Origin of the sequence: Mycolicibacter nonchromogenicus, assembly GCF_002101775.1 — a bacterium.
Taxonomy (GTDB): Bacteria; Actinomycetota; Actinomycetes; order Mycobacteriales; family Mycobacteriaceae; genus Mycobacterium; species Mycobacterium nonchromogenicum.
The window spans coordinates 45019-57382 of the sequence record NZ_LQPI01000060.1 but is presented as its reverse complement, the minus strand read 5'-3'; the positions used below and the strand labels follow the sequence as shown (position 1 = coordinate 57382).

The 12364-nt window shown below is 67.3% G+C and carries 15 protein-coding genes; 8 read left to right on the top strand and 7 right to left on the bottom strand.

What is annotated here, in order from left to right:
* Positions 1-27 precede the first annotated feature (27 nt).
* A complete protein-coding gene (locus AWC18_RS16285) occupies positions 28-402 on the top strand; it encodes an Rv1152 family transcriptional regulator (protein WP_085139391.1) in 375 nt (124 codons plus the stop codon).
* On the opposite strand, the gene AWC18_RS16280 is transcribed toward AWC18_RS16285, so the two are convergent.
* Both AWC18_RS16280 and AWC18_RS16275 read right to left on the bottom strand, forming a co-directional pair.
* The gene (locus tag AWC18_RS16280) at positions 399-1220 is read right to left on the bottom strand and encodes a class I SAM-dependent methyltransferase (RefSeq protein ID WP_085139390.1); all 822 of its coding nucleotides are present in this window, start codon (positions 1218-1220) and stop codon (positions 399-401) included. The two genes, AWC18_RS16285 and AWC18_RS16280, sit on opposite strands and share 4 nt — an antisense overlap.
* Positions 1221-1230: 10 nt before the next feature.
* Entirely contained in the window at positions 1231-1761 is a 531-nt protein-coding gene (locus AWC18_RS16275) for a DUF1697 domain-containing protein (protein ID WP_064998930.1), read from the bottom strand.
* 66 nt (positions 1762-1827) lie between these two features.
* Between AWC18_RS16275 and AWC18_RS16270 the strand changes: the two genes are divergently transcribed.
* Together AWC18_RS16270 and AWC18_RS21215 are read left to right on the top strand one after the other, a co-directional pair.
* The gene (locus tag AWC18_RS16270; RefSeq protein WP_064998931.1) at positions 1828-2271 is read left to right on the top strand and encodes a PPOX class F420-dependent oxidoreductase; all 444 of its coding nucleotides are present in this window, start codon (positions 1828-1830) and stop codon (positions 2269-2271) included.
* 43 nt (positions 2272-2314) lie between these two features.
* Positions 2315-2488: a DUF5302 domain-containing protein gene (locus AWC18_RS21215; protein ID WP_109470433.1), complete on the top strand. Its 174-nt coding sequence runs from the start codon at positions 2315-2317 to the stop codon at positions 2486-2488.
* Here AWC18_RS21215 and AWC18_RS16265 read toward each other — a convergent pair whose 3' ends face one another.
* Positions 2489-2785: a DUF732 domain-containing protein gene (locus AWC18_RS16265; RefSeq protein ID WP_064998932.1), complete on the bottom strand. Its 297-nt coding sequence runs from the start codon at positions 2783-2785 to the stop codon at positions 2489-2491.
* Between the two features lie 144 nt (positions 2786-2929).
* Positions 2930-3439, bottom strand: coding sequence for a hypothetical protein (locus tag AWC18_RS16260; RefSeq protein WP_234784529.1), 510 nt, complete (start codon positions 3437-3439; stop codon positions 2930-2932).
* A 353-nt stretch (positions 3440-3792) separates the two neighbouring features.
* On the opposite strand from AWC18_RS16260, the gene AWC18_RS16255 reads away from it, so the two are divergent.
* Both AWC18_RS16255 and AWC18_RS16250 read left to right on the top strand, forming a co-directional pair.
* On the top strand, positions 3793-4395 hold the full coding sequence (locus AWC18_RS16255) for an HhH-GPD-type base excision DNA repair protein (RefSeq protein WP_064998934.1): 603 nt from the start codon (positions 3793-3795) through the stop codon (positions 4393-4395).
* The gene (locus AWC18_RS16250) at positions 4392-4538 is read left to right on the top strand and encodes a DUF1059 domain-containing protein (RefSeq protein WP_064998935.1); all 147 of its coding nucleotides are present in this window, start codon (positions 4392-4394) and stop codon (positions 4536-4538) included. Before AWC18_RS16255 ends, AWC18_RS16250 begins: the two co-directional genes overlap by 4 nt.
* Here AWC18_RS16250 and AWC18_RS16245 read toward each other — a convergent pair.
* Positions 4532-5344 (bottom strand): DUF4349 domain-containing protein, encoded by an 813-nt coding sequence (locus AWC18_RS16245; RefSeq protein WP_165758018.1) that lies wholly within the window; start codon positions 5342-5344, stop codon positions 4532-4534. The genes AWC18_RS16250 and AWC18_RS16245 overlap by 7 nt on opposite strands.
* A gap of 63 nt (positions 5345-5407) precedes the next feature.
* Entirely contained in the window at positions 5408-6412 is a 1005-nt protein-coding gene (locus AWC18_RS16240) for an Rv1157c family protein (RefSeq protein ID WP_109470434.1), read from the bottom strand.
* 83 nt (positions 6413-6495) lie between these two features.
* Between AWC18_RS16240 and AWC18_RS16235 the strand changes: the two genes are divergently transcribed.
* A complete protein-coding gene (locus AWC18_RS16235) occupies positions 6496-7797 on the top strand; it encodes a mannosyltransferase (protein ID WP_064998936.1) in 1302 nt (433 codons plus the stop codon).
* On the opposite strand, the gene AWC18_RS16230 is transcribed toward AWC18_RS16235, so the two are convergent.
* On the bottom strand, positions 7775-8059 hold the full coding sequence (locus AWC18_RS16230; RefSeq protein WP_085139388.1) for a 4a-hydroxytetrahydrobiopterin dehydratase: 285 nt from the start codon (positions 8057-8059) through the stop codon (positions 7775-7777). The two genes, AWC18_RS16235 and AWC18_RS16230, sit on opposite strands and share 23 nt — an antisense overlap.
* Before the next feature lie 33 nt (positions 8060-8092).
* On the opposite strand from AWC18_RS16230, the gene AWC18_RS16225 reads away from it, so the two are divergent.
* Together AWC18_RS16225 and AWC18_RS16220 are read left to right on the top strand one after the other, a co-directional pair.
* A complete protein-coding gene (locus AWC18_RS16225; RefSeq protein ID WP_064998938.1) occupies positions 8093-8500 on the top strand; it encodes a (deoxy)nucleoside triphosphate pyrophosphohydrolase in 408 nt (135 codons plus the stop codon).
* Positions 8501-8649: 149 nt separating this feature from the next.
* The gene (locus AWC18_RS16220) at positions 8650-12363 is read left to right on the top strand and encodes a nitrate reductase subunit alpha (protein ID WP_085139457.1); all 3714 of its coding nucleotides are present in this window, start codon (positions 8650-8652) and stop codon (positions 12361-12363) included.
* Position 12364: the final 1 nt, after the last annotated feature.

Here is a 12364-nt window from a genome sequence, read left to right as displayed (position 1 = left end):
TCACCAACATAGCGGGATACTGGCCGCATGGACTTCTCCGACCTGCTGAAAACCGACGTGCATGCCGACGGGCCGCTGTTCGAGCAGATCAGAGTCGCGCTGATCGAGGCGGTCCGGGCCGGATCACTGCCCGCCGGCACCCGGCTGCCGACGGTGCGCGAGCTGGCGAGTCAACTGGGTCTGGCGGTCAACACGGTCGCGCGCGCGTACCGCGAACTGGAGGCCGGCGGCGTCGTCGAAACTCGGGGCCGCTTCGGCACCTTCGTGGCCAGCCGTGACCCCGCCGATGCGGCCATGGCCCGGGCGGCGGCCGCATTCGCCGCCGCGGCCCGCGCGGTGGGGCTGGGCAAGGCCGATGCCCTGCGCTACCTCGACGCGGCCTTCGAGAGCAATGTCTCCTAGCCGAATTCCAGCAGGGTCAGCGACGGGCGCACATTGGCCAGCGCCCGCAACCGGTATGCGGCCGGCAGCAGCGTGTTGAACAGCAGCCCGCGGCCTCGCGGCAGCTGCAGGTCATGGACGGCCCGGACGCCCGGCACGGTGTCCACCAGCTTGGCGATCTGCGCCGCCGACAGCGTGAACGGCATCGCCGGCGCGCGGTAACGCAGCGAGGTCGGAACGCCGTGGCGGACCAGCCAGCCGACCCCGGCCGGTGGAAGGTCGAAGATCATCCGGCCGCCCGGAAAGCGGCGGGCGCATTCGGCGATCAGGCCGAGCGACTGCTCGGGCTCCAGATACATCAGCAGGCCCTCTGCGCTGATGAACACGCCGTTGCCCGGATCGACCTGGTCCATCCAGCTGTAGTCCAACGCGGATTGGGCGCATACCGACACCCGCGCCTCAGCGGGGAGCAGCCGCTCGCGGATCTCGATGATCGGAGGCAGATCCACGGTGAGCCAACGGAATTGCGGGTCCTCGACGGCCTCGCTCAGGCGCCAGAAACTGGTCTGCAAACCCTCGGCCAAGGCGACCACGGTGCCCGTCGGGTGCCGCCGCAGAAAGCGCAGGGCCTCGGTGTCGAAGGCCAGGGCGCGTACGGCAATGTCCTGGCGGGTGGTGCCGAACTTCGCGAAGTCGAAGTCGATCGAGTCCGCCAGCGCCACCGCAGTCGGGTCGTCGATGATCCGGTCGGGCCGGCGGGCCTCGTTCGCCCGTGCGTTCAGCGTCAGTAGCGCGGTCTCGGAAACCCCGGTCAGGGCAACTTTTTCTGCCTTGCTCACGCCCGCGACCTTACCGGTGCGCGTCGGCTTGCAGCACCTTGCTCAGCGTGCGCAGGTTGCGGGTGGTGGTGGCGGACTTGTACCGCTTGTTGCCCATCGTCTTTCCCACCGCGCTCGTCAGGGTGTCGCCCTTGGGGAGCTGCCAGTAGATCACCCCTTCACCGACGGCGATCTTCTCGTCGGCATCGGCTGCGAGCTCGGCCAGTTCGGTCAGCGCCGCGTCGTCGGCCACGAACGTGACGTAGGACTGCAGACCTGGGACCTCGGGTTCGAAGGGATACGCCGCCACGATGTCGCGCAGCGTATCGATGTCGTAGACCAGCACCCAGGCCGGATATCCGAAGCGCTCCCGCAAGGCCGCCTCGGCGCTGGCACGCACCGCCGCGGCGTCGGCGGGTGAGTCCACCAGCACGTTGCCGGTGGCCAGCAGCGTACGGACCTCGCTGAATCCAGCGGCGGTCAACGTGGCGGCGACCTCGGCCATCTTGAGATTGACTCCGCCGACGTTCACGCCGCGCAGGAACAGTGCATAACGGGTCATGGAGAAGGCCCCTCCAATCGGTGAAAGAACGCTGGCAACAGCCGCTCACGTCGGTAGGCTTCGATCATGGGACGCCAGGTGTTCGACGACAAGTTGCTGGCTTTGATCAGCGGGAATTCGCTGGGCGTGTTGGCCACCATCAAGAAGGACGGGCGCCCCCAGCTGTCGAATGTGCAGTACTACTTCGACCCTCGATCTCTGGTGGTGCAGATATCGGTCACCGAACCGCGTGCCAAGACCCGCAACCTGCGCCGTGACCCCAGGGCGTCGCTGCTGGTGGATTCCGACGACGGCTGGGCCTACGCCGTCGCCGAGGGGGATGCCCAGCTGACGCCGCCGGCCGCCGCGCCCGACGACGACACTGTCGAGGCGCTGATTACCTTGTATCGCAACATTGCCGGGGAGCATCCGGACTGGGACGACTACCGCCAGGCCATGGTGACGGACCGCCGTGTGCTGCTGACGCTGCCGATTCATCACCTGTACGGCCTGCCGCCGGGCGTGCGCTGAGCATCTGCCCCCGGTACGTCCTGCGCTGAGCTAGGCTCCGGGTATGCCCGAACCAGAGTCCGCCGCAGACGAGAACAAGCGCAAGTTCCGGGAGGCGCTGGAGCGTAAGAACGCGAAGGCGGCGGGCGGGGCCGATCACAAAGACGGCGGAGCCAAGCAGTCACGGTCGCACGGGCCGGCGGAGAGCCGACGGGAATTCCGCCGCAAGAGCGGATAGCTACTGCACCGGGCAGGCGTACTTCCGGGCCACATCCATCAGCCGCTGGTCCGCGCCCGGGCCGACGACCCCCTGCGCCATCAGTTCCCAACCGATGAAGCCGGGAAGACCGCCTTCACACGCCTGATGGGCGACGCGCCAGGCGGTATCCGGATTCAAATTGAACCCATTGCGTTCCAGGCCCTGCATGTAGGTGTCGAACTCGGGGGTGCCCTGATCCGGTATCGCACCGGCCGGTGCGGCCAAGGCAACGGCGGAAGCCGCCGCCGCAATCAGCACTGCCGCTGCACGTCTCATGGTCCTTCTCCTGAATGCGTCCATTGGTGATGTGGCTACACGGTTGCACACTCCACCGACACAGACCACCGGAACGCTTTGGTCGGCGGAGGTGGACTCCTGGTGGTTCTGACGGATCGGGATCGCCGGCTCGGTTGGTGGTGTTTACTCTGCCGCGGCCTCGTACTTGCCGACTTGGGCCTTGAACAGGCCTATGACTTCGTCGGCATTGGCGTTCATCAACCCGCCACCTCCGGTATTGACCAGAACAGGTCCAACGAGTGCGAAGAACTGAAGCAGGTCCGGGCCGTCGTCGGACGAGATTTTGACCCCGACCGAGCCGGCGCCGAGCTTGGGCGCAGACATCAGCGCGTAACTGACATGTCTTCCGTCGTAGGTTTCGCCAGTGCAGGATGCGAGCGCATTGCTCAGAGCTTCGAACGTTGCCTTGGCCTGGCCCGCATCGGCGTATTGGCGAAATCCGACACCGAGGAATTCGGCGGAAAGCCCACCGCCCTTGGTGAACTCGCGCTTCACCCGGATCTTCTCTTGGAATGGCGGCGCATAGTCGCAAAACGTCTTCGAGGGGTCCGGCTCCGACGGCGGATCTTGGCTATAGCCCGGGGGAACGTCCTGCAGGCTCAGGAGCGCCGCACTGAGTTCCTTCTCGGACAAGAGGCGCTGACTAGGGGCGGCGATCGCTGATGTGGCGGTCGAAGGAGTCGTGGTTCCGCCTGACTCCGAGGCGCTGTTGTCGCTGCAACCCGCAACAGACAGCACTAGGCCCAGAGCCGCGAGAGTCCTTCGCACCAGTGCCCTCCTCGAGCGATCTAATCCACCTGGCGCAACCTACCGGAACCTGGACCTGGCCGATTGCGACATTGCGCAACACCCGGCCTGCCCCGCCACGCTGCAGTGACCGCCGGGAGTTGGACGGCTGTGGACGGCCAGCGTTCCATTGTGGTTACGCTCTCCTGAGTCGGTGTAACGCGGACGTTGGACCGTCCGCTTCAGTCGAGAGGTGGCCAGTGACTCCGAGACTCTGCCTCACTCAAGACGCTGAGGCTGACGACCTCCTCTCCAAAGACCCGTTTGCGCTGCTGGTCGGGATGCTGCTTGATCAGCAAATCCCGATGGAGGTCGCATTCGTCGGCCCGAAGAAGCTCACCGAGCGCATGGGCGGGTTGGATCCGCACGACATCGCGGCGCGCGATCCGGAAGAATTCGCCGCGTTGTTCGCGGAAAAGCCTGCGGTCCACCGGTTTCCGGGATCTATGGCGGGCCGGGTCCAGGCCCTGGCCAAAGCGGTGGTCGACCAGTACGGCGGTGACGTGACCGCGTTGTGGACGGTGGGTGATCCCGATGGCGCCGAGGTGTTGAAGCGCCTCAAGGCCCTGCCCGGCTACGGCGAGCAGAAGGCCCGGATCTTTCTGGCCCTGCTCGGAAAGCAGTACGGCGTAACCCCGTCGGGATGGCGGGAGGCTGCGGGGGCATACGGTGAACCCGGAACACATCTGTCGATCGCCGACGTGGTGGATGCGTCGTCGTTGCAGCAGGTGCGTTCCACGAAGAAGGCCCAGAAATTGGCTGCGAAGACCGGCCGGGAGAACAAGGGAAAGGCGGCGACGTGAAAACTCACCTGAACTGTCCGTGTGGCGAGGCCATTGTCGGCAAGGACGAAGACGATCTGGTCGAGCTGACCCAGAAGCACCTCGCAGATGCACATCCCGGCATGAACTACGACCGGGACGCCATCTTGTTCATGGCCTACTGACGCCGGCGTCGGGCCCTGCGCCGCAGGGCCACCCCGGCGCCCGCAATCACCAGGATCACCGGCAGCCAGGGCAACAGGAAGCCCACGACTGAGATCAGGCTCTGGGTGAACGACAGCAGGGTATGCCAGCCGTGGCGAACCGACGCGACGAATCCGGGGCTGGGCGACTCGAACTCGGCGGCCAGCGAAACGGCGAGCGTCGCGTAACTGATCTGATCGCCGAGCTGGGCGCGCTGCGCCCGCAGGCTGTCGAGGTCGGCCTGGCGTGACGTCAGCTCCCCCTCGGCTTCCAGCAGGTCGGAGGTGCTGGAGGCGGCCTTCATCAGCGTGGTCAAGCGATCCACCGATGCCTGCAACGCAACCACTCGCGCATCAAGGTCGACGCGCTGACCGGTGACGTCGTCGTGCCGCAACGCGATCGATGAGACGTCTCCCAGTTGCTTTGCGTCGTCAACGAATTCATCGACCTCTGCCGACGGGATGCGCACGGTCAGTTGGGCGATGCGGGAGCGATCCGGCGCCGTGCGCTCTGTACGGTCGTCGATGCGGCCGCCGAGCTCGGTGGTCAGGTCGATGAGTCGGTCGACCGCTGCGCCGACGTCGCTCACGGCGACAGTGAGGCTGCCGGTGGTCACAATGTCGCGTTGCTCGTCCCGCTGCACCGGCTGATTCGGCGGACCCATCGGCGCCGGCACGGAGTCAGCGACGGCACCGGACGGCGCCCGTTCCGCCGGCATTCGTTCCCCGGCGCAGCCGCTGATGGTCAGCAGCATCGCAACCACACCGATCAACCAAGCCGTCGACATGCGCGGGAGGGTCATAGCCACATCCTGACAGCCGCTCGGCCTGGTGGCCGCGAAATCGACTGGTCAGGGCACCACCGTCGAGCCGATGGTGGGCAAGAAGTTGCACTGGTGGTCCTTGGTGCTGACCTGACCGAAGATCGTCGACATGATGCTGCCCGAGCCGGTGTCGACGATCGCGGTGAGCGTCGTCGGCCCCTCGGGGTTGATGTCGGTGCGCGGCTGAAGGGTGGCGCTGCCGGACTTGCCGGTGGTCAGGTTCACCCACGTGACGTTCAGCGGCAGCTTCTGCGTCTCGGCCGGGCCGGGGGTCCCCATCGCGGTGAACACATAGGCGGTCTGACCGGCCTTGGGGCCCGGAGTCGGGATCGTGGCCGGGCCGGCCACCGACAGGGCCGTGGCGATCACGTTGCCGCCGTCGTCCTGGCAGTTCTGGCCGATAGAGGGGTACATGAAGTCCTGGGTGGGCGGGGCGTCCGGGCCGAAGCCGGGAGTGGCCGCCGACGCCGCGTCGGCCTCCGGGGCGATGAAGGCGGCTTCGGGCACTGCCTGGACCGCGTCGGGGAGGGCTTCGGCGGGTGCGGGCAGCGCTTCGGGCGCACTCGGCGCAGCCTGTGACACCGGACCCACCGACTTGGCGGGGTCGACGCCGCTGGGCAGGTGGGCCACCAGTCCGGGTTCCGAACCGGCGGTCGGCACATGGTTGCTCGGCAGTCCCTCGGGCGGAGACTGGATGAACTGTGCCACCGAATCGGCCACCTGCCGGGCATCAGCGGGCGCGTTGGAGTTTCCGGTGAATGCGGCGGCCGCGGCCATCAGCAGCGAGGTCGCCCCGGCGGGGTCGGCAGCCGCCTGCTGGATCACCGGGCTCAACTGCTCGATTGCGGGCAGGCCGGGAAATCCGGCGGTGGGCAGGGGCAGCGACGGCACGGCCGGGTCCGCCATGGCGACCCCGCCGACGGCGCCGAAGACCAGCACGGCCGACGATCCGGCTGCGATGGCCACCTTGGCGGCGGTGGCACGCTGCGCCGTGAAATGCGGCGTGGCGAACAGCGTCTTCAGGCGCGACATGACTTCCCCAATCGTCGGCGGTGTTCTACGAAATCCGAAGCTAGCCTGTTACTGGTGAGGCTCAAGTGACACGTGTGTGATTTATGGAACCGTTACGGACCCGAACCGCGACAGTGACCTGGCGGCCGTTCGCTAAAGTCGTGGCGGTAGACACCACCCTCCCCACCCCGCCCGCGCGTTCGCTGACGAATCGCCTGACTGCGTGGGCTCCATGGCTGCTGGCGATCAGCATCGCGGCGCGACTCGCCTGGACTTATCTCACTCCGCACGGCGCCAACTTCGTCGACCTGCACGTCTACATCAGCGGCGCCGCCGCGCTGGCTCAGCCCGGCGCGCTGTATGACTACGTCTACGCAGACCAGACCCCCGATTTCCCGCTGCCGTTCACCTATCCGCCATTTGCGGCGGTGGTGTTCTACCCGCTGCATTTCCTGCCGTTCGGGCTAGTCGCACTCGTGTGGCAGATCGGCACGATGGCCGCGGTGTATGGCGCGGTGCGGCTGTGCCAGCGACTCCTCGGCGCGGCACCTCTCCTTCGTCGAGCCTCGCTGAACCGCCGGTCCGCGATGTTGTGGACGGCGGCCGGGATCTGGACCGAGCCGTTGCGCAGCACCTTCGACTACGGCCAGATCAATGTGATCCTGGTGCTGGCGGTGCTCTATGCGGTCTACAGCCAAAGGTGGTGGGTGTCAGGGCTGTTGGTCGGCCTGGCCACCGGTCTGAAGCTGACCCCGGCGATCGCCGGCGTCTATCTGGCGGGGGCCCGGCGCTGGGCCGCCGCAGTGTTCTCGGCCGTCGTCTTCGCCGGGACCATCGCGGTGTCGGTGTGGGTCACCGGCGATCAGGCCCGCCGCTATTTCACCGAGCTGCTCGGCGACGCCCATCGGGTAGGTCCGATCGGAACGTCGTTCAACCAGTCTTGGCGGGGCGGAATCTCCCGCATCCTCGGACACGACGCCGGATACAGCCCGCCGGTGCTGATCGCGATCGGTGTCACCGCGGTGCTGGCCGTGCTCGCGTGGCGGGCGCTCAACGGTACGTCCGCAGGATTCGATCCGCTGGGGTCGCTGCTGGTGGTCGAGCTGTTCGGGCTGCTGGCGTCGCCGATCTCGTGGACCCATCACTGGGTGTGGCTGCTGCCGCTGATGATCTGGCTGTTCTACGGGCCCTGGTCGGATCGCCCGGGGGCCCGCATCCTGGGCTGGGGGTGGCTGGCACTCACCCTGATCGGGGTGCCGTGGCTGTTGAGCTTCTTCCAGCCGACGATCTGGCAGGACGGCCGGCCCTGGTATCTGGCATGGGCCGGCCTGGTCTACATCGTCGGCGCGCTGATCACCTTGGGCTGGATGGCGACCACACCGGTCACGTCGCGAGAATCCGGTTGATCTCGCCCGCCATCGCCACATCCTTGTCGGTGATGCCGCCTTCGGAGTGCGTCACCAGCACGAAGGTCACGGTTCTCCAGCGGATATCGATATCGGGGTGGTGATCGGCCGCTTCGGCGCTGTCGGCGACCCGGCGCACCGCGTCGATCCCGGCCAGAAATGAATCGAACTTGACCGAGCGCCGCAGCGCCCCGTCGGCGTGCTCCCAGCCGTCGAGGCCGGCCAGCGCCGTGTTCACCTCATCGTCAGTCAACAAAGCCATACCCGACGGTAGGACGGTATAGCGTCACACGCCATGTCACCCCAGATCGTCGTCGCCGGAGCCGTCCTCGCGCCATCTGCGGCCGGGCGCGCGGTGTTGATCGCGCAGCGGCGCCGCCCGCCGGAGCTGGCCGGCCTTTGGGAACTGCCCGGCGGCAAGGTCATGCCCGGTGAGAGCGAATCCGCCGCGTTGGTCCGAGAACTCGTCGAAGAGTTAGGTCTGGATGCCGGCGCCATCGCGGTGGGGGAGCGCCTGGGCGTCGATGTGGTGCTGAATCCGGCGATGACCCTGCGTGCGTACCTGGTCAGCCTGACGAGTGGCGAGCCCCGCGCCCATGACCATCAGGCCCTTCGCTGGGTGACTGCTGTGCAACTGGACGACGTTGACTGGGTGCCTGCGGATCGTGCCTGGTTGCCGGACCTGGCTCGGGCACTCGGCTGAAAAGGGTGTGTTAAATCTCGCTGTCCGATTGGCTCGTTTAACGATATATCCCGCTACGCTGGTATTTCGGGCCTGAAATGGTGTGCGGCGGCGGCTCCGGTCTGCACGAAAATCCGTCGGAGCGCGGCTACGCGAAGGAGACTCGGGAGATGACACGGGCAGCACGGCCCACCGCCGGCATCGGTGGACCTCTCGAGGAACTGCTGGAACGCAGCGGCCGGTTCTTCACCGCCGGTCAGGTGTCGGCAGACCTGCGCACCGTCACCCGCAGGGGCGGGCGTGATGCCGACGTCTTCTACCGCGACCGCTGGAGTCACGACAAGGTGGTGCGATCCACCCACGGGGTCAACTGCACCGGGTCGTGCTCCTGGAAGATCTTCGTCAAGGACGGCATCATCACCTGGGAGAACCAAGCCACCGACTATCCCTCGGTGGGGCCAGACCGGCCCGAATACGAGCCCCGCGGCTGCCCGCGCGGCGCCTCGTTCTCCTGGTACTCCTACTCGCCGACCCGCGTGCGATACCCCTACGCGCGCGGCGTGCTGGTCGAGATGTTCCGGGAGGCCAAGGCGCGCCTGGGCGACCCGGTGCTGGCCTGGGCGGACATCCAAGCCGATCCCGAGCGGCGCCGGCGGTATCAACAGGCCCGCGGCATGGGCGGGTTGGTCCGGGTGACCTGGGCCGAAGCCACCGAGATGATCGCCGCCGCCCACGTGCACACCATCAAGACCTACGGCCCCGACCGCGTCGCGGGGTTCTCCCCGATCCCGGCGATGTCGATGGTCTCGTTCGCCGCCGGTTCCCGCTTCATCCAGATGCTCGGCGGGGTGATGACCTCCTTCTACGACTGGTACGCCGACCTGCCGGTGGCCTCACCCCAGGTGTTCGGCGATCAGACCGACGTCCCGGAATCCGGCGACTGGTGGGATGCCGCCTACCTGATGATGTGGGGATCCAATGTGCCGATCACCCGCACGCCCGACGCGCACTGGATGGCCGAGGTCCGCTACCGCGGCACCAAGGTGGTCACCGTCAGCCCCGACTACGCCGACAACACCAAGTTCGCCGACGAGTGGATGCCGTGCGCGGCCGGCACCGACGGCGCCCTGGCGATGGCGATGGGCCACGTCATCCTCACCGAGTGCTACGTCAAGCAGGAGGTGCCGTTCTTCACCGACTACGTGCGCCGCTACACCGACCTGCCGTTCCTGATCAAGCTGGAGGAACGTGACGGCAGGCTGGTCCCCGGAAAGAACCTGACCGCCGCCGACCTGGGTCAGCAGGTCGAGAACGCCGCGTTCAAGCCGGCCCTGCTCGACGAGGCCACCGACAGTGTTGTGGTGCCACACGGCTCGCTGGGCTTCCGCTGGGGCGACGACGGCATGGGCAAGTGGAACCTGGACCTGGGCGACCTGCGCCCGGCGCTGACCGTCCGGGATCCGAAATTCCTCAACGGCGATCAGCCCGCCGCGCTGGTATCGCTGCCCGGCTTCGACACCGTGACCGGCCACGGCACCGTCGTGCAGCGCGGGGTGCCGGTGCGCCGAGTCGGCGAGCATCTGGTCTGCACGGTGTTCGACCTGATGCTGGCCAACTACTCGGTTCGCCGGCCCTGGCTGCCCGGCGATTGGCCGACCGGCTACGACGACGACACCGTCGTCAACACCCCGGCGTGGCAGGAGCCGATCACCGGGGTCTCGGCCTCGCAGGCCATCCGGATTGCGCGCGAATTCGCTCGCAACGCAGAAGAATCCGGCGGCCGGTCGATGATCATCATGGGCAGTGGTATCTGTCAGTGGTTCCACGGCGACGCCACCTATCGGGCGGTGCTGGCGCTGCTGATGCTCACCGGCTCGATGGGACGCAACGGCGGCGGCTGGGCGCACTACGTCGGCCAGGAGAAGGTGCGCCCGCTGACCGGATGGCAGACGATGGCCGCGGGCAGCGACTGGTCGCGCCCGCCACGCCAGGTGCCGGGCACCTCCTACTGGTACGCCCATACCGACCAGTGGCGCTATGACGCCTACGGCGCGGAGAAGCTGACCACTCCGCTGGGGCGCGGCCGATTCGACGGCCGGCACACCATGGACATTCTGGCCTCGGCCACCGCGATGGGCTGGAGCCCGTTTTACCCGCAGTTCGATCGGTCCAGCCTGGATGTGGCCGATGACGCCGACACCGCCGGCCGGGAAGCGGGGGAGTACGTCGCCGAGCAACTCGCCGCCGGCGACCTGAAGCTCTCGGTCACCGACCCGGACAACCCGGTGAACTGGCCGCGCGTGCTGACGGTGTGGCGGGCCAACCTCATCGGCGCCTCGGGCAAGGGCGGGGAGTACTTCCTCAAGCACCTGCTGGGCACCGACGCCAGCGTGATGGGCGCCCCACCCGCCGGCGGGGTGAAGCCGGCCGATGTGCGCTGGGACCGTGACATCCCCGAAGGCAAGCTCGATCTGCTCATGTCGATCGACTTCCGGATGACCTCGACCACGCTGATGTCCGACGTCGTGCTCCCGGCGGCCACCTGGTACGAGAAGGCCGATCTGTCCTCGACCGACATGCACCCCTACGTGCACTCCTTCAGCGCGGCGATCGACCCGCCCTGGGAGACGCGCAGCGACTTTGACGCCTTCGGCACGATCGCCCGGACGTTCAGTGCGCTGGCGGTGAAGCACCTCGGCGTGCGCAACGACGTCGTGCTGACCGCGATGCAGCACGACACCGCGGACGCGATGGCCTACCCCGACGGCATCGAGCGGGACTGGCTGCGGAACGGCGAGACTCCGATTCCCGGCCAGACCATGCCCAAAGTGACTGTGGTGCAACGTGACTACACCGCCATCGCCGACCAGTGGCAGTCACTGGGCCCGCTGGTGGACACCTTGGGGATGACGACCAAGGGCTACACCGTGTTTCCGCATGAAGAGGTCGAGGAGTTGGCCGCCAAGTTCGGGGTGATGAAATCCGGCGCCGGCGCCGGGCGTCCCGCGCTGACCACCGCGACCCGGATGGCCGACACCGTGCTGGCGCTGTCGGGTACCACCAACGGCCGGATCGCGACGGAGGGTTTCCGGGAACTGGAGAAACGCACCGGCCGGCGACTGGCGCACCTGTCGGAGGGCAGCGAGGAGAAGCGGATCACCTACGCCGACACCCAGGCTCGTCCGGTGCCGGTGGTGACCAGCCCGGAGTGGTCCGGCAGCGAAACCGGCGGACGGCGCTACGCCCCGTTCACGATCAACATCGAATGCCTCAAGCCGTTCCACACCTTGACCGGCCGGATGCACTTCTACGCCGCCCACGACTGGATCGAAGAGCTCGGCGAACATCTGCCCGTCTACCGCCCGCCGCTGGACATGGCTCGGCTGTTCGATGCCCCCGAACTCGGCGAGACCGGCGACGGGATCGGGATCACCGTGCGGTATCTGACCCCGCACTCGAAGTGGTCGTTTCACTCCACCTACCAGGACAACCTCTACATGCTGTCGCTGTCGCGGGGCGGTCCCACCATGTGGATGAGTCCAGGCGACGCCGCGAAAATCGGTGTCAAGGACAACGATTGGATCGAAGCGGTCAACGTCAACGGCGTGTTCGTCGGACGCGCCATCGTCAGCCAGCGGATGCCGGACGGCGTCGTCTTCGTCTACCACGTCCAGGAACGCACCGTTGACACCCCGCGCGCCGAGACCAACAACAAGCGCGGCGGCACCCACAACTCGTTGACCCGCATCCGGGTCAAGCCAAGCCACTTGGCCGGCGGCTACGGCCAGCATGCGTTCGCGTTCAACTACCTGGGACCGACCGGCAATCAGCGCGATGAGGTCACGGTGGTGCGGCGCCGCAGCAGCCAGGACGTGAGGTATTAGG